At 68.8% G+C, this 16,694-nt stretch carries 16 protein-coding genes; 8 read left to right on the top strand and 8 right to left on the bottom strand.

Annotated elements, in window-relative coordinates; all coding sequences use genetic code 11:
* Positions 1–284: 284 nt before the first annotated feature.
* Together AC5RW2_RS22060 and AC5RW2_RS22065 are read right to left on the bottom strand one after the other, a co-directional pair.
* Complete coding sequence (locus AC5RW2_RS22060) at positions 285–1,964, bottom strand: HAL/PAL/TAL family ammonia-lyase (protein WP_494074571.1); 1,680 nt, start codon at positions 1,962–1,964, stop codon at positions 285–287.
* Positions 1,942–2,724: an IclR family transcriptional regulator gene (locus tag AC5RW2_RS22065; RefSeq protein WP_494001095.1), complete on the bottom strand. Its 783-nt coding sequence runs from the start codon at positions 2,722–2,724 to the stop codon at positions 1,942–1,944. Before AC5RW2_RS22065 ends, AC5RW2_RS22060 begins: the two co-directional genes overlap by 23 nt.
* A 171-nt stretch (positions 2,725–2,895) precedes the next feature.
* Between AC5RW2_RS22065 and AC5RW2_RS22070 the strand changes: the two genes are divergently transcribed.
* The 6 genes from AC5RW2_RS22070 to AC5RW2_RS22095 all read left to right on the top strand — a co-directional run bounded on the left by AC5RW2_RS22070 (position 2,896) and on the right by AC5RW2_RS22095 (position 8,950).
* Positions 2,896–4,104: a cytochrome P450 gene (locus AC5RW2_RS22070; protein WP_494074572.1), complete on the top strand. Its 1,209-nt coding sequence runs from the start codon at positions 2,896–2,898 to the stop codon at positions 4,102–4,104.
* A gap of 142 nt (positions 4,105–4,246) precedes the next feature.
* Positions 4,247–5,398, top strand: coding sequence for an MFS transporter (locus AC5RW2_RS22075; protein WP_494074683.1), 1,152 nt, complete (start codon positions 4,247–4,249; stop codon positions 5,396–5,398).
* 118 nt (positions 5,399–5,516) lie between these two features.
* A complete protein-coding gene (locus tag AC5RW2_RS22080) occupies positions 5,517–6,872 on the top strand; it encodes an MATE family efflux transporter (protein WP_494074573.1) in 1,356 nt (451 codons plus the stop codon).
* Between the two features lie 9 nt (positions 6,873–6,881).
* Positions 6,882–7,496, top strand: a complete 615-nt coding sequence (locus tag AC5RW2_RS22085; RefSeq protein ID WP_494074574.1) for a hypothetical protein — start codon at positions 6,882–6,884, stop codon at positions 7,494–7,496.
* 102 nt (positions 7,497–7,598) lie between these two features.
* Positions 7,599–8,024 carry a hypothetical protein gene (locus AC5RW2_RS22090; RefSeq protein WP_494013566.1) on the top strand — a complete coding sequence of 142 codons (426 nt, stop codon included), beginning with the start codon at positions 7,599–7,601 and terminating at the stop codon, positions 8,022–8,024.
* A gap of 41 nt (positions 8,025–8,065) precedes the next feature.
* Positions 8,066–8,950 (top strand): DUF4261 domain-containing protein, encoded by an 885-nt coding sequence (locus tag AC5RW2_RS22095; RefSeq protein WP_494074575.1) that lies wholly within the window; start codon positions 8,066–8,068, stop codon positions 8,948–8,950.
* Positions 8,951–8,963: 13 nt separating this feature from the next.
* Here AC5RW2_RS22095 and AC5RW2_RS22100 read toward each other — a convergent pair whose 3' ends face one another.
* The gene (locus AC5RW2_RS22100; RefSeq protein WP_494024100.1) at positions 8,964–9,512 is read right to left on the bottom strand and encodes a CGNR zinc finger domain-containing protein; all 549 of its coding nucleotides are present in this window, start codon (positions 9,510–9,512) and stop codon (positions 8,964–8,966) included.
* A 107-nt stretch (positions 9,513–9,619) separates the two neighbouring features.
* Between AC5RW2_RS22100 and AC5RW2_RS22105 the strand changes: the two genes are divergently transcribed.
* Entirely contained in the window at positions 9,620–10,624 is a 1,005-nt protein-coding gene (locus AC5RW2_RS22105; protein WP_494001087.1) for an EamA family transporter, read from the top strand.
* Here AC5RW2_RS22105 and AC5RW2_RS22110 read toward each other — a convergent pair.
* Complete coding sequence (locus AC5RW2_RS22110) at positions 10,608–11,285, bottom strand: NADPH-dependent F420 reductase (RefSeq protein ID WP_494074576.1); 678 nt, start codon at positions 11,283–11,285, stop codon at positions 10,608–10,610. The two genes, AC5RW2_RS22105 and AC5RW2_RS22110, sit on opposite strands and share 17 nt — an antisense overlap.
* 190 nt (positions 11,286–11,475) lie before the next feature.
* On the opposite strand from AC5RW2_RS22110, the gene AC5RW2_RS22115 reads away from it, so the two are divergent.
* Positions 11,476–11,751, top strand: coding sequence for a DUF2277 domain-containing protein (locus tag AC5RW2_RS22115; RefSeq protein ID WP_494013570.1), 276 nt, complete (start codon positions 11,476–11,478; stop codon positions 11,749–11,751).
* Between the two features lie 88 nt (positions 11,752–11,839).
* Here the strand turns inward: AC5RW2_RS22115 and AC5RW2_RS22120 are convergent, their stop codons facing one another.
* From AC5RW2_RS22120 to AC5RW2_RS22135, 4 genes are all read right to left on the bottom strand, one after another.
* Positions 11,840–14,275, bottom strand: a complete 2,436-nt coding sequence (locus AC5RW2_RS22120) for a heavy metal translocating P-type ATPase (RefSeq protein ID WP_494074577.1) — start codon at positions 14,273–14,275, stop codon at positions 11,840–11,842.
* Positions 14,276–14,435: 160 nt separating this feature from the next.
* On the bottom strand, positions 14,436–14,660 hold the full coding sequence (locus AC5RW2_RS22125) for a heavy-metal-associated domain-containing protein (protein WP_494001083.1): 225 nt from the start codon (positions 14,658–14,660) through the stop codon (positions 14,436–14,438).
* A gap of 34 nt (positions 14,661–14,694) precedes the next feature.
* On the bottom strand, positions 14,695–15,051 hold the full coding sequence (locus AC5RW2_RS22130) for a metal-sensitive transcriptional regulator (protein WP_494074578.1): 357 nt from the start codon (positions 15,049–15,051) through the stop codon (positions 14,695–14,697).
* A 79-nt stretch (positions 15,052–15,130) separates the two neighbouring features.
* Complete coding sequence (locus AC5RW2_RS22135; protein WP_494074579.1) at positions 15,131–16,636, bottom strand: MFS transporter; 1,506 nt, start codon at positions 16,634–16,636, stop codon at positions 15,131–15,133.
* Between the last annotated feature and the right edge of the window lie 58 nt (positions 16,637–16,694).

Raw genomic sequence — 16,694 nt, forward strand, 5'->3', positions numbered from 1 at the left:
CACAGCATAAGGAGAAGGTGGAGACTGATACAAGCCCTTTTATTCGTCCAATAAATCCCAGTAGCAAACGCTTTCGAAGCGCGGGCCGGCGGGGTAAACGCTTGTTTTTAGGCGCGCAAAACAATCAAGATAATAGGCATTAAAACGCCTGTTATCGCCGGGCATTCCCATCATTGACCAAAGGTTTATAGGGAGGAATAACAATCCACGGCGATTCCCGCTCTCCGAAATAAAGTCCGGTTCCGGCGGCCTATTCCCACCGCCGGGCCGAACGGCTTCCCAACCTAGGCCGAGCCGGACAGCACCTCATTGACCGCAGTGACGACGGCGCCGCCGTGGACGAGTTCCCGGGCGGTGCGGACGCGCGGGTACATCACCACGTCCCTGTTGATGTGGTCCACCGCCCGGCCGTCGGCCGACCTGGACGAACGGACCATCTCCAGCACTGCCCGGCTGGCCGGTGCCAGCGTGGCGGACGCGGTCTCCGGCTTCGCCAACCGCAGTTCCAGGGCCTGGCAGGCCATGAGAAGTTCGATCCCCACCACAGTCTCGATGTTCGCCACGACCTGCCGGGCGTGCCTGCCGGCGTTGTTGGCCATGGAGACATGGTCCTCCTGGTTGGCGCAGGTGGGGATCGAATCCACACTGTCCGGATGAGAGAGGGTCTTCGAGTCTGAGACGAGAGCAGCGGCCAGGTACTGCGGAAGCATGTAGCCGCAGTCCATGCCGGTCTGCTCGCTGTCGATCAGCATGTCCGGCAGCCCGCGGTTGAGGGTGCCGTCGTCAAGCCGGAAGAGCCGGCGCTCGGTGATGTTCCCGATCTCGGTGACCACAATGGAGATAAAGTCCGCGGCGAAGGCCACGTATTCGGCGTGGAAGTTGCCGCCGGAGACTGCCTTGAGGGAGCGGCTGGCCGGAAGCGCCGGAAAGATCAGCGGATTGTCGGTGGCGGCGTTGATTTCGTTGCCGATGATCCCGGCAGCGAACTCCAAAGTGTCCTTGACCGGGCCGAAGACCTGCGGCACGCAGCGCAGCGAGTACGCGTCCTGGGGCGGCTGGCGCACAGGGTCGGCCTCGGCGCTGCCATCGACCAGGGAACTGCCGGCCAGCAGTTCCCGGATTCGGGCGGCCACCTCGATCTGGCCCTTTTGGCCGCGGGCTTCATGCAGTTCGGCGATGAAGGCGTCGCCAAAGCCCATCAGCGCCTCGATGGTCATGGCGGCCGTAATCTGCGCGGTTTCCAGCAGGTTCTGTGCGTCGAACAGGGCAAGAGCCGCCTGGGCGCAGGAGAAGGAGGTGCCGTTGAGCAGTGCCAGGCCGTCCTTGGCGCCCAGAGGCAGCCGGTCCAAACCGGCGGCGGCCATCGCGTTCTTGCCGCTGGTTATGGCGCCGTCCAGGAAAGCCTCGCCGGAGTCCAGTTCCTCGTCTTCGCCGGTGTGCGGGCGGGTCATCACAATGGCCACGTGCGCCAGCGGAATCAGGTCCCCCGAGGCACCCAGCGAGCCGTACTCGGGGATGGCAGGGCAGACACCGCGGTTGAGCATTTCAGCCAAGGTGGTGACGATCTCCGCCCGGATGCCGGAGTGGCCCTGAACCAGGCTCACGATCCGGATGAACATGGTCGCCCGCACCACTTCCTCGTCCACATAGCGGCCGACGCCGGCGGCGTTTGACAGGACCAGCCGGCGGGACAGCTCCGCAGTGTCGGAAGCCTCGTCGAAGGCCCTGCGTCCGGCGAGGGAACCGAAACCGGTATTGATGCTGTAGATCGGCGCGGTAGGGTGGCCGGCTTCCATCTGCTCCACCACCGATCCGAGCCAGGCCCGGCTTGGTTCCATCCGGGCCAGCGCCTCGTCGGAGATCTCCACCGGCCGGCGGAACCGCGCCACCTGGATCACATCTTCGAGCGTAGTGCGGCTGATCCCCACTACGACGGGGGTTTCAGTGACGGTCTGGGTGTTCATCGGCGATCTCCCTGGTTGATTGAAAACTGGTCGTGGACTCGAGCGATTCGGTGAGGTTCCGGGCGGCGCAGCCCAAGGCATTGAGCGCGGAATTGATCCAGGCTGTGGTGCCGCAACGGCTTTCGGGGCCGGCGACGTTGAGCGAACTAACCACCTCGCCGCGGCAGAAGACCGGCACTGCTACGGATACCGAGCCCGAATCGAGCTCGCCGCGTGAGACGGCGCGGCCCGCGGCGCGGATCTGCGGCAAGGCCGCCTGAACCTGCTCGGCCGTCGGAGTGTGGTCCGTGAACCGCGGCAGCTGGCGGTCCAGCACTTGGCGGACGACGTCCTGCGGCGCCCATGCCAACAGGATCCGCTGCCCGGCCCCGGCATGCAGCGGCAGCATTTCGTTAATTGCGAAGGTGTATTTGAGCGACTTATCCGGCTCGACCCGTCGCAGGCACATGGCCTGGGTGCCTACCCGGATGATCAAGACGGCCGTCTCGCCCACCGCATCAACCACATCTTTGAGCACTGCCGTGCCCACCTCTGCGAGGTGGGACTGAACGTGGTGCCGCCCGGTGAGTTCCAGCAGGGCCCGCCCGGGCCGGTAGCGCCCCCCGTCTTCCTGGACGAAGCCGCGGTCCTTGAGCGTTTTGAAGTACCGGTAGGCGGTGCTTTGCGGGATGCCCAGCTTGGTGGCCACCGCGTCGATGGTGGCATCGCCGTCGGCAGCGACCTCGGCCAAAATGGCCAGTCCGCGCTCGAATGATGTCAACCCAACCTCCTCACAAACCTTCCGGCATCCGGGGCACTCCAGAGATGCTCCACCGAGGCTGGCCCCACCGGCAATTGCCATTCTCACAGAATGAGAATGGGATTCCGCTTCAGTCTCAAAACACCGCTACGTTGAGGCCATTCCCTGCCGCAACGATGAGTGAGGCCTCCAATGACAACCGACTTGCCGGTGGCAGCAGCCCCCGCCATTTCCGACGATCCGTATTCCGACGCGAACCTGACCGACCCGTATCCGCTGTTCGAGCGGATGCGCCAAGCCGGACCTGGGGTGTGGCTGGACAAGTACGGTGTGCCGGCGTTCACGCGTTTCGGTGCGTGTAAGGACATCCTCGACGACCACGCCACCTTTATTTCCGGTGCCGGCGCGGGGCCGAAAAACCTGCACCACGAACCGTCATGGCGTCCGCAGGGCATCATGGAGTCCGACCCGCCCCTCCACACCGCCATGCGCCAGGCGATGGCCGGCGTGATCTCCCCCAAGGGGACCCGGGCGCTGCGCGGGCAGTTCCAGGAATTCGCCGACGAGCTGGTGGAGCAGGTGCTGCAGCTACGCGAGTTCGACGCCGTGACCGACTTCGCACAGGTCTTCCCGCTGCGGGTATTTGGCGACGCGGTGGGAATTCCCCGCGCGGGGCGGGCCGAGAACCTGCTCGCGCTCGGTGCGATGAACTTCAGCACTTTCGGCCCGGACGACGAGCGGTCCAAGGAGTTCTTCCGCCTGGGCGCCGGCACTAATGACTGGGCCATGGCCAATACAGCCCGGGAGCGACTGGCGGAGGGAAGCTTGGGGGCACAGATCTGGGACTACGCCGACCGCGGCGAGATCACCGAAGCCCAGGCTGCGCTGCTCGTGCGGGCCATGCTCTCGGCGGGGCTGGACACCACCATCTTCTCGATCGGCAACACGCTGGCTGCGCTGGCACAACATCCGGGGGAGTGGACCAAGGTCCACGAGAATCCCCGGCTGACCAAATTCGCCATCGACGAGGCCTTCCGGTACGAGTCACCCTTCCAGTCCTTCTTCCGCACCACCAGCCGCGATACTGTCTTGCACGGTCTCGAGCTGGCGGCCGATACCAAGGTGGCGGTCTTCGTCGGCGCGGCCAACCGCGATCCGGAGCACTGGGGACCCGACGCCCACGAGTACCGGATTGACCGGCAGGCCGGCGGTCATTTGGGATTCGGCATGGGAATCCACCAATGCGTCGGCCAGCCTATCTCGCGGCTGGAAATGGACGTGCTGCTGACCACCCTGGCCAAACGTGTGAAGACCATCGAGTTAACCGCCGAACCCGTGCCCTTCCTGCACAACACGCTGCGAGGCTGGCAATCCATTCCCGTGCGCATCATTCCGGCCTAGGGGGCGGCTGAGGCGGACTGCAACCTCGGGAGGGGACCGTGCAAATCCTGCCGGCGGTGGCACCCGGCATAGCATCGAAGGCGTGAGCGACGCGGAACAACCTTGGGCAGGCCACCCGAAAGGCAGCCGGGGATACCGCAACATGCTCCTGGCGCTGCTCTTCGGCGGCTTCGCCACGTTCGCCCAACTGTATTCGGTGCAGGCGGTGCTGCCCGGCATCGCCCGAACCTTCCAGGTCAGCGCGGCCGATGCCGCGCTCAGTCTTTCCGCCGCCACCATCGGCCTGGCCCTGGCCGTCATGCCCTGGTCCGCGGTGGCGGACCGAGCCGGCCGCAAGCGCACCATGACGTGGGCGATCAGCGCCGCCGTGATCCTGGGCCTGGCGCTGCCGCTGGCGCCGAATTTTCCCGCCCTGCTGGCGCTGCGCTTCCTGGAGGGCGCCGCGCTGGGCGGCATCCCCGCCGTCGCACTGGTCTACCTGAACGAGGAGGTGCAGCGGCTGCACGCGGCGGTCGCGGCCGGCACCTACGTGGCTGGCACCACCGTGGGCGGCCTGGCCGGCCGCCTCATCGCCGGGCCGGTAGGGGAGTGGGCCGATTGGCGCGCCGGCGTGCTGGCTGTCAGCGCCGCCGCCGCGCTCGCCGCCGTGCTGTTCGTCCGGCTGGCACCGGCCCCGCGCGGTTTCCTGCCGGTCGTGCGCGGACAGGGACCCGGGCTGGGGCAGCGGATCCTGGCGAACCTGCGCTCGACGCCGCTACTGGCGCTCTATGCCCAGGGATTCCTGCTCATGGGCGGATTCGTCGCCGTCTACAACTACCTGGGCTTCCGGTTGGAGGCGCCGCCGTTTTCCCTGCCCGCGTCGCTGGCCTCCCTGCTGTTCCTGGCCTACCTGGCCGGCACCGTGAGCTCCCGGGTGGCCGGCGGCCTGACGGCGCGGACCGGCCGGCTGCCCGTGCTGCTGGGCGGGATCCTGGTCAGCATCGCCGGGCTGGCGGTCACCCTCGTCGACTCGCTTCCGTTGATCCTGCTGGGGCTGCTCGTGTTCACGGGCGGATTCTTCGCCGCCCATTCGGTCGCTTCGGGCTGGACGCCTCGGCTGGCGACGGTCGGCGCGGCCCAGGCATCCAGCCTCTACAACCTCTTCTACTACGCCGGTTCCAGCCTGTTCGGCTGGGCCGGCGGCCTCTTCTTCGGCCGGTTCGGCTGGACCGGCGTCGTCGCGTTTACCGCCGCGCTCGCGGTCATCGCCGGTACGACGGCGGTGCTCGCCCTGCGTACGCGAGGCGCCGGATAACGGGAGCGCCAGGAAGCCTTGCACAAGTGCACGCATAATGCATGCACGGTGGCTAAAAGCTCCAGGGCCGCGTTGCCGGTTCGAACGCCGGAATCCGGGCTGCAAGGGGCCTAAGCTGGTGGGCGTGAACCCGGAGAAGACAGCCGTACAGCGGCAGGGACGGAGCCTGAACCGGCAAATCCTTGCACTCGCCATCCCCGCCTTCGGCGCCCTGATCGCCGAGCCGCTGTTTTTGGCGGCCGATTCGGCCATCGTGGGACACCTCGGGGTGGCGGAACTGGCCGGAATGGGGCTGGCCGCCACCGTGGTGCAGACCGTCGTCGGACTGATGATCTTCCTCGCCTACTCCACCACGCCGGCGGTGGCGCGGCTGCTGGGCGCCGGCCGGATGGCGGATGCATACGGCGTCGGGCGGGACGGCATCTGGCTGGCGCTGGTCGTCGGCGTGGTGCTGGCCGCCGCGGGCTGGGCTTTCGCCCCGGACCTGACCGCGGCCATGGGGGCCAGCGGGCAGGTGCAGGGGTTCGCGGTGGACTACCTGCGCTGGTCGATGCCCGGCCTGCCGGGCATGCTGATCGTGCTGGCGGCCACCGGGGTGTTGCGCGGCCTGCAGGACACCAAGACTCCGCTGCTTGTCGCCGGCATCGGCTTCCTGGCCAACATCGGCCTCAACTTCCTGCTGGTCTACGGGATGGGGCTCTCGGTGGCCGGGTCCGCCATGGGCACCAGCCTGGTCCAGTGGGCCATGGCGGCGGTCTACCTCGTCATCGTTTACCGCGGAGCCGTCAGGCACAGCGTGCGGCTGCGGCCCACCTGGGTCGGCCTGAAGGCCACCACGCACGTGGGCTCCTGGCTGATGCTCCGGACCCTGAGCATGCGGATTGCCTTGCTCGCGACGGTCTTTGTGGCCACCTCCCAGGGACCGGTTAGCCTGGCCGGCCACCAGTTGGTGATGACCATGTACAGTTTCCTGGCCTTCGCGCTGGACGCCATCGCCATCGCCGCGCAGGCCCTGATCGGGAAGGAGCTCGGGGCCTCGAACAAGGCGCTGGCACACTCGCTGACCCGCCGGATGATCGTCTGGGGAGTGGGATTCGGCGTGGTGACCGGCCTGCTGCTGGCGGCGGTGGCGCCGGTGCTCGGCTGGGTCTTCACCTCCGACCCGGCCGTCCACCAGGCGTTCACGGCCGCGATCTGGCTGCTGGCGCTGAGCCAGCCGATCTGCGGTCTCGTCTTCGTCCTGGACGGCGTGCTGATCGGCGCCGGCGACGCGCGCTACCTGGCGATTGCCGGCGTGGTGAATTTGCTGGCATACGCGCCCCTGCTGGTGTGGGTGGCCACGGCCGGGCTGACCGGCACGGCGGGACTCGTCTGGCTGTGGGCGGCTTTCGGGCTCGGCTACACCGCGGCCCGCGCGGTCACGCTCGGCTGGCGGGTCCGCAACGATGCGTGGATGGTCACCGGGGCACACTAGGCTTGAACCGTGACGATCCCGAGTACTACCCAGGCGGCCGTATTCTGGCAGCCGGTCCTGATCCGCGCCCTGGTGGCCGCCGCCTTTGGCGCCACCACCATCTTCTGGCAGGAACCCGACCGCACCGTGATGGCACTGGCCGGCGGGCTGTTCCTGCTGCTCAGCGGCGGGGCGGTCTGGCTGCTGGCGCGCAAGCCGGCCGCTGCGGCCCACCGCCAGCTGCTGCTCCTGCAGGCCGCCGTACTCGCGGTGGCCGGCATCCTGGCCTGCGCCCTGCAGACGGTGCCGATGTTCACCGTGCTGGCCACCGCGGCGCTGCTGGTCGCCGGCGGGGCCGAGCTGATGCTCTGGTGGAGCAACCGCCCGACCGGCGGCCGCGAGGTTCCCGGGAACCCGGCGGCTGCCCCGCCCGCGACGGGTGAGGCCGGCTCCGTGCTGGCCCGCGACTGGCTGATCACCGGTGCCGTGTCCGTGGGCTTCGGCCTCGCGCTGCCCTTCTTCGCACACCTGGGCCCGCATGCGCTGCTGGGGGTGCTCGGCGGGGCGGCGATCATCATTGCCGTCGTCCTGCTGATCGCCGCCCTCAGCCTGCGCCACGACGCCAGACAGCCCGCGGCCGGCTGAATACAGCCCGCGGGTGTGGTCCCCGCCACCGGCACCTGCGCGGCAACTTCTACAGTCGGTAGACTGGATGCAGGCTTTATCCGTCAGCAGGAGGAAATCATCGTGGGCAAGAACGCGTCTGGCCGTCCGGACGAAGGACGGATGTCCGTCAAGGGCCCGCTGATCTTCTCGGCGGTACTGGCCGTGATAGCGGGCGCACTGACCATGGTCTTTGCCACCGGCGGGTCCGGAAACCTGCTGCGCTGGGACCTCGGCGTGACCGCGGCCGGCATCGCCTTCATCGCCTCGCTGCTGATTGTGGCGGTGCTGACCATGTCCACCAAGGAGAACCCGAGCCACCTCAGCGAGGGCTCCGGGATCCATCGGGTCTCCTCGAAGATCCCCGGCGGCGCCGGCACTGTCCCCGCCCCGGGCACGCCGCAGAGCCGGGCCCAGGTGGAAGAACAGCAGGCGGCGGAGGCCGCCGCGAACCCCGAGGCCACCAACCGCCTCTCGGGGAACGACGACGACGGCGACGCGCGCCGCTGATGCCTGGCGCCGGCCCGGCCGGACCTGACGAGCATGGCAGCATGACTTCCGGCCAGCCTTCCCCGCACCTGCCCGTCCCGGCAGATCCCGGCGACACCGCGGCGACCAGCGGCGGACAACCGCCCGAGGCCAAGACCACGGTGGCCGCGGAGCTGTGGTACCGGTCGGATCCCCTGCTCTTCAGCGAGGAACTCCAAGCGCGGTTGGCGGAGGAATTCCCCGGCGCCTCCTTTTCCGACGGCGTAGCCCTGCTGCCGCACGCCGCGCACTCCTTCGACATCAACGGCGTCTCCGGCGTGAAAACGATCCGGCTGAGCACCGGAGTGGCCGTTCCCCGCGGGCCGCTGTCCGCGGCCGAGGCGCTGGCGGCAACCCCCGCGGACCAAAGCTGGTCCTGGCCCGACGCCGAGCAGCAGGTTCCCGGCTGCACGCACCGCATCCTGGTCACGGAGGTGGTGGCCAGCGGCTTCGAACCCAAGCCGCGGGTCGAGTCTTTCCAGCGGGTGCTGCGCCTGCTGGCCGCCGAGACGCGGCCGGCGGCGGTCCGGTGGCTGCACAACTCGCACTGGCGGGATCCCCTGGAGCTTGAGGCGGCCCACCCGCTGGCGGGCCCGGTGAACATGCGGTTCTTCCTGGTCAGCAACGACGAGGGCGCCATGGTGGTGGACAGCCTGGGCATGTACCAGCTGGGCCTGCCGGACGTGCAGGTGCACTTCCGCGACAAGGATCCGAACCAGATGGTGGAACTGGCCTTCAACGTGGCAGCGTACCTTTACGAACACGGGCCGGTCATCGAATCCAACAGCCGGCTGAACGGCCCGGACGACCTGGTGTTCACCGCCAGCTGGGAAGATTCGCTGCTGCCGCCGCTGCGGACGGTCATCGACCTCGATCCCGGCCCGCCCTACTCCGCCGGCAGCCGCTAGTACCGTCCTCCGGTCAACCGTTGGCGGCCGACTTGCGGGCCCGATAGGCGGCCACGTGTGTGCGGTTGGCGCAGTTGCCGGTATCGCAAAAACGCTTCGACCGGTTCTTCGACAGGTCCACCAGCACCGCGGTGCAGTCGTCCGCGGCGCAGGTCCGCAGGCGGTCCAGCTGCTTCTCGCGGATCACGTCCACCAGCGCCATCGCCGCCTCCACGGCCATACGGACCTCCAGCGGCGCGTCCGGGCTGGTGGCATGCAGGTGGTAGTCCCACTGGTCGTGTTTGACCAGCTGCGGGATGGCGCCGGCGTCGGCCAGGATCGTATTGACAACGACGACGGCGCGGTCCTCCGTCGCGGACCAGACCTCCTTGAGCACGGGGCGCAGGGCGCGGACCGCCTCCAGCTCCGCCGTCGTATGCGTGCGCGAGCCGGTGAAGCCGAAGTCCGCCACGAGGGCATCGAGATCCGCTACGCTGGCGAGGGTGTCCGGGAAGACCTCGGCCGTATTGATCAGCCGGGCCGCATCCACCAGCGAGTGCTCGGTGTCATGAGCAAAGACCATATTGACCCCTGACAGTGGCGGCGATATTGTCAGTAGTATACCGCTCATGACTCCTGACAGACCTGTTCTGCGCCGGGAGCGAACCCGCACTTCCCCAAGGATCCGTCATGGCCTCCACCGCCGCCGAACAGCGTACCCAGACAGCCCCGCCGCGCCCCGGCTCCGCAGTGGCCGGCGTCGGCATCGCCCTGGCCTCTTCGGCGATCTTCGGACTCTCGGGACCCTTCGCCAAGTCGCTTCTTGAGGCCGGCTGGACGCCGGGCTCGGCGGTGGCGGTGCGGATGGTGGCCGCGGCGCTGGTGCTGTCCCTGCCCGCCGCGTTCATGCTGCGCGGCCGGTGGGACCAACTGCGGCAAAACTGGAAGACCATCGGGCTGTTCGGGCTGATCGGCGTGGCCGGCTGCCAGCTTTTCTACTTCAATGCCGTTGCCAGCCTCTCAGTGGGGGTGGCGCTGCTGCTGGAGTTCCTGGCGCCCGTGCTGATTGTGCTGTGGCTCTGGCTGACCAGCCGCCGACTGCCGCGGCCCGCGACCATCGCCGGTACCGTGCTTGCGGTGGCCGGCCTCATGCTCGTCCTCGACGTCTTTGGGCCGGTCAAGCTGGACGTTGCCGGCGTACTGTGGGGGCTGGGCGCCGCCGTCTGCCTGGTGGTCTACTTCTTCATCACCGCCAAGCAAAACGACTCGCTGCCGCCGCTGGTGCTGGCCGCCGGCGGCCTGCTGGTGGGCGGTGTGGCCATCGTCGTCCTGGGCGCGGTGCAGATCCTGCCGATGTCCTTCAGCACGGCCGGCGTCGAGCTGGCCGGTTGGCAGACTCAGTGGTGGGTGCCGCTGGTCGGGCTGGTGCTGCTGTCCACGGTGTTGTCCTATGTCACCGGCATCATGGCCGCCCGGGCGCTCGGTACCAAGGTGGCTTCCTTCGTCTCGCTGACCGAGGTGCTCTTCGCCGTCATCTGGGCCTGGCTGCTGCTGGGCGAGCTGCCCGCGGCCATCCAGTTGGTCGGCGGCGCTCTGATCGTGGCGGGCGTGGTGCTGGTCCGGGCGGATGAGCTGCGCGGCCCTAAACCGGCGGTGAACCGGAAGTATCTCCAGCGGGCTAGCGAACGATCTTGAAGTTGAAGCGGGGCGTGCCGAGCGCGCTCCAGAGGCGGAGCCAGGCCGGCAGGAGCATTTCGGCGCCGCGGGCGGTAGTGATGTCGCCGAGGTCGATCACGTCCTGATGTCCGAAGGCCTTCAGGAGCTCGGTGACCGTATTCTTGGCGTCGGCGTCGTTGCCGGACACGAAGACCGTTCCGGGGTCGGAGATCAGCCCGGGGCGGGCCTGGAGGTCGGCGGTGAGCGTGTTGAGGGACTTCACGACGCGCGCGGCCGGGAAGGCGCGCTGAATCTGTTCGCCGAGGGAGTCAGTGTCCTTGACGAAGAGGGTCGGGGGCATCCCGGTGCTGGGGTCCAAGGGGTTGGCGATGTCGAGCACGACTTTGCCGTCGAGGTTCTCGGCCCCGGCCTGGGTCAGCACGTCCAGGGAGGCGCTGCCGTTGGTGGCGTTGATGATCAGCTCGGCCCCGGCTGCGGCGTCGGCGAAGCGGGTGACTCCGATGCCGGGGTTGTCGGCCGCCCAGACGGTGAAGGGCGGGGTGCCCATGGCATCTGTCTCGGTCCTGGACAGCGTGGCTTCGGGATCGCGGGTTCCGATGGTGACGGCGTGGCCGAGCTCGGCCAGGCGGACCGCGATGGTTTGGCCGACCCTGCCGGTTCCGAGGACTGCTGTTTTCATGATGGTCTCCTGTCCAGCTCGGGTTGCCCCGGTCGAGTCTGACTCCCTACGACTTACTGTGCTCCTTCCGAGGGTGGCGGGCCAGTGGTCGAGGAAGTCGGAGGCGGTGCCCTGCCGGGGTGGTGCGATGCCGCGGCGGGGGAGCAAACTGGAACCAGCCAGCATCCACGATCCGAACCGGAGGCCCGACATGTGCCGGAATATCCGCCAGCTCCACAACTTCGAGCCCGCCGCCACGAACGCCGAAATTGAGGCCGCCGCGTTGCAGTACGTGCGCAAGGTCAGCGGCAGCAACAAGCCGTCGAAGGCGAACGAGGAAGCTTTCAACCGGGCGGTGCACGAGATCGCGCACATCACCGCCCACCTGCTCGACGACCTGGTGACCGCGGCGCCGCCGAAGAACCGTGAGGAAGAAGCCGTGAAGGCCCGTGCCCGCGCCGCCGTCCGCTACGGGGCCGCCGTCTAGGCCCGGCGCCGGGAGGCGGCCCGCGGGGAGGCGGGTCCGCCGGGAGGCTGCTGTGCCGCCCGGCGGGCTGTCGCCCCCCCCCCGCCCGCTACCGTCCGAAGCGGCGCAGGCGCAGGGAGTTGGCTACCACCAGCACCGAGCTGGCGGCCATCGCGGCCCCGGCGATCATCGGGTTGAGCAGCCCGAGCGCGGCCACCGGGATCCCGAGCGTGTTGTAGGCGAAGGCCCAGAACAGGTTCGACTTGATGGTGGAGAGCGTCCGGCGGCTGAGCTCGATGGACTGCACCACCTGGCCGAGGTCGCTGCCCATCACGGTCAGGTCCGCGGCCTCGATCGCCACGTCGGTGCCGGCGCCCATGGCGATGCCCAGGTCGGCCTGGGCCAGCGCGGCGGCGTCGTTCACGCCGTCGCCCACCATTGCCACCGTCTTGCCCTCGTCCTGCAGCCGCTTGATCGCGGCCACCTTCTCCTCGGGGAGTACGTCGGCGAAGACGTCCCCGGGGGCGATGCCGACCTCGGCGGCCACCTCGGCGGCCACCGCTGCGTTGTCGCCGGTGAGCAGGATGGGGTGCAGCCCCAGGTTCTTGAACCGTGCGATGGCGGCCGCCGAGTTCTCCTTCACGGTGTCCTGCAGGCTGACTATTCCGGCGATGGTGCCGTCGACGGCGACCCAGACCGCCGTGGACCCGGCCTGCTGCTGCTCCAGCAGGGTTCGGCGGTGGGTGTCGGTGAGGGCGATGCCGTTCTCGTCCATCCAGTTGTTGCGGCCGACGACGACGGTGCTCGCGCGTCCGTCGCGTTCGGTGATGGTGCCGCGGACTCCGCCGCCCGCCGTGCTGTGGAAGTCGGAGAGGGCGGGCAGCGCATCCTCGCCGGCTGTCGCGCCGGACGGCGTGGCGGTGCGGGCCGCGACCTCGCGGGCCGCTTCAACGATGGCCAGCGCGATCGGGTGTTCGGAGCCGGCCTCGACGGCCCCGGCCAGCAGCAGGACCTCGTCTTCGCCGCGGTCCGCCAAGGCCAGCACGCCCTCCACTGCCTGCCGCCCGGTGGTCACGGTGCCGGTCTTGTCCAGCACGATGGTGTCCACGTGCCGGGTGTCCTCGAGGATCTGCGGCCCCTTGATCAGGATGCCCAGCTGCGACGCCCGGCCGGTGCCGGTGAGCAGGGCGGTAGGCGTGGCGAGGCCGAGCGCACAGGGGCAGGCGATCACCAGCACGGTGACGGCCGCGGTGAATGCCGCCTGCAGGTCGCCGGTGAAAACCATCCAGAGGGTGAAAGTGACGACGGCGATGACCAGCACCACCGGGACAAAGACGGAGCTGATCCGGTCGGCCAGCCGGGCAATCGGGGCCTTGCCGGCCTGCGCCTGGCTGACCAGCCGGCCCATTTGCGCCAGCGTGGTGTCCGAGCCGACCCGGGTGGCGCGGACCAGCAGCCGGCCGGAGGTGTTGATGGTGGCACCGGTGACCGTGTCGTCCACATCCACTTCCACCGGCACGGATTCGCCGGTGAGCAGCGACGCGTCGACGGCGGAGTGCCCGTCCACCACGTAGCCGTCGGTGGGGATCTTTTCGCCCGGCCGGACCACCATGATGTCGCCCGGGACCAGGTCGGCGGCCGCCACTTTCACCTCGGCGCCGTCCCGTAGCACGGTAGCGTCCTTCGCGCCCAGGTTGAGCAGCGACTTCAGGGCGTCGCCGGCCCGCTGCTTGGCGTTGGCTTCCAGGTAGCGGCCCAGCAGCAGGAAGGTGACCACGACGACGGCCACCTCGAAGTACAGTTCGTGCTCGGACATGTTGCCGCCCACGTGTTCGGTCAGCATTGGGTCCATGACCAGCTGCCAGGCGGAGAAGAAGAAGGCGGCCAGCACGCCGAGGGACACCAGCGTGTCCATCGTGGAGGCGAAATGCCGGGCGTTGATCGCCGCGGCGCGGTGGAACGGCCAGGCCGCCCAGAACACCACCGGGATGCTGAGCGCGAAGGCCACCCAACCCCAGTGCGGGAACTGCGCGCCGGGGATCATCGAAATGATGAAGATCGGCAAGGTCAGGACGGCGGCCGTCCAGAGGCGCGGACGCAGCTGGCCGGCGGTGCCACCGTGGGCCATGTGGTCCTCACCCTCCACGTGATCGGCGTGGGCGGCGTGCTCGCCGTCGTCACCGTGTCCGGCGTCCCCGGAGTGGTCGTGGTGGTCCTGGTCGCCGGGGCCGGTGCCGTGGTCCGCCTCTGGGTTCCCGTCGCGCCCGTGGCCCCTATCCCCGTGCCGTGGGGCGGGCGCGGAGTGCGGCTGCGGCTTCACCCGGGCCTTGTAGCCGGTGGCCTTCACCGTGTCCACCAGCTGCTGGTTCGTGACGCCGTCCGGGACGAGCACGACGGCGGACTCCAGCGGAAGATTGACGCTTGCCCGGACTCCTTCGATCTTGCCGAGCTTGCGTTCCACCCGGTTCACGCAGGAGGCGCACGTCATGCCCTCGATCGCCAGTTCGACGGTTCTGGTCGGGTTCGGTTTTGCTTCAGGATCCATGGTGCCGGGATGGGAGGACATCGGTTGGTTGTCTCAATTCTGCGTGGGACGGTGCGGGGGCAGCGCGTCCGCTGGTTCGCGAAAAAAGGGGGGCCGACGGCGGCCGGAGGGCACCGTCGTCGCACTGGCCAAAGGCCGTCTGGCCTGAAGCGATCTGGAGCTAGGCGTTCTGCGCGACGACGGTGTACCCGGCTTCGGCGACGGCCTCGCCAATCTGGGCCGGGTCAAGATCCGCCTCGGAACTGACCGTCGCCGTGGAAATTCCGCCCTTGTTGAGTTCGATGCTGACGCCGCGGACGCCGTCGAGGGCCTGCAGTTCTTCCGTGACGGCGTCCACGCAGTGGCCGCAGGTCATGCCGTCGATGCTGATGGTGGTGGTGCTCATGACTGTCTCCTTGGGGTTGGGTTCGCGGGGAAGGTCAGCGCAGCAGCCGGCCGATGGCGTCCGAGGCTTCCTTGACCTTGTCCTCGACGATTTGCGGGTCGCCGCTGAGTTCGGATTCCTTGGCGGCGCCGATGACGCAGTGTCCGATATGGTCTTCGAGCAGGCCAACGCTCACCGCGTGCAGGGCCTTGTTGACGGCGGCGACCTGGGTCAGGATGTCGATGCAGTACTTGTCGTCCTCCACCATGCGGGCGATGCCGCGGACCTGGCCCTCAACGCGCTTGAGCCGGCGCAGGTACGCTTCCTTGTCCGACGTGTAGGCGTGCCCGATGTGCTCGTCGGCGGGGGAGGTGACGGTTTCGGTTTCCTCAGGCAGTGCTGTGTGGCTCATGGCTTCCTCACTCGGTGGGCTATGCCACCAATCTATACCCCCTAGGGGTATCGCGCAAGGGCGCCGGCCGCGCCCCGAGTCACTGGTGCTGCGGGACGCGCAGCGTTCTGAAGGCGAGCCAGGCTGCCGCGACCATGAGAACCGCGGCCAGTCCGGCGGTGACGGTCACGCCGCTGTCGAAAGCATGGACCGCGGAATCCAGCAGGGCGGCCCCGGTGCGTTCGGGCAGCTGCCCGGCAACGGTGATGGCGCCGCCGAGGGTCTCGCCGGCGGCTTGCTGCTGTTCGGCGTCCAGCCCGGCGGGCAGGGCGATGTTCCGTCGGTAGGCACCGACCAGGATGCTGCCGAGCACGGCGGTCCCGAAGACAGAGCCCACTTCGTAGGCCGTCTCCGACACGGCGGAGGCGGCGCCGGCCTTGGCCGCGGGGACGCTGGACAAAATGAGGTCGTTCGAGAGCGTCTCGGAGGCGCCGACCCCGGCGCCGAGCAGCGCGAAGGCCGCCATCAGGGTCACCGCCGGGGCGTCCGGGGACGACGCCACCAGGGCGTAGGCCGCCGCGGACAGCAACAGGGCGCAGGCCACCAGCCGGTGCGGGGCAATCCGGCGCACCAGCGGCACCGCGAGCAGGCCGGCCGTTATGGTGACCGCCAGGCCGGGCAGCAGTACCAGGCCGGCCCGCAGCGGGCTGAGGCCGAGGACCAACTGGAGATGCTGGGAGACGAAGTACAGGAAGCCGACCAGGGAGAACACGGCCAACAGGTTGACCAGCACGGCGCCGGTGAAGGGGCGGTGGCGGAATAGCCGGACATCCAGCATCGGGTTCGCGCGGACCAGCTGGCGGCGGACGAACAGCCAGCCGGCCAGGATGCCGAGGGTGAACGTTGCTGCCGCAAGGGCGGGATTTCCGCCGCCGGCCAGCTGCTTGATGGCGTAGACCACGGGGAGCAGGGCGGCGACGGAGAGCAGGATGCTGGCCGCGTCGATAGGGCCGGGCTCGGGATCGCGCGACTCGGGCACGAACGCCGGCGTCAGCACCAGCATGGGCAGCAGCATGGGGACCGCGAGCAGAAAGACCGAACCCCACCAGAAGTGTTCCAGCAGCAGGCCGCCCAGCAGCGGGCCGAGGGCGGCGCCGGCGGAGAAGCCGGCGGCCCAGATGGCGATCGCCAGGCGCCGCTGCGCCCGGTCCGTGAAGATGTTCCGGATCAGGGACAGGGTGGCCGGCATCAGCATGGCCCCGAAGATGCCCAGGCCGGCGCGTGCGGCAACCAGCAGTTCGGCGCTGGGGGAGAAGGCGGCCAGCGCGGACAGTGCGGCGAAACCGGCCGCGCCGATCATCAGCATCCGGCGCCTGCCGAACCGGTCGCCCAGGCTGCCCATGGCCACCAGCAGGCCGGCAAGTACCAGGGGGTAGATGTCGATGATCCACAGGAGGGTGGTGCCGCTGGTGCTGAACGCCAGGGAAATCGCGGGCAGCGCGAAGCTGAGCACCGTGTTGTCGACGGCGACCAGCAGGACCGGAAGCATCAAGACCGCCAGGGCGGTCCATTCTCGGCGCCCGGCGCGCTGGGTGACGGTAAGCATGGAGGGTCTTTCGGAATCGGGGAAGTCGGATCTACTGTACCGTCTGGACGGTTTACCT

The organism is Arthrobacter sp. B0316-1-20 (genome assembly GCF_059091865.1).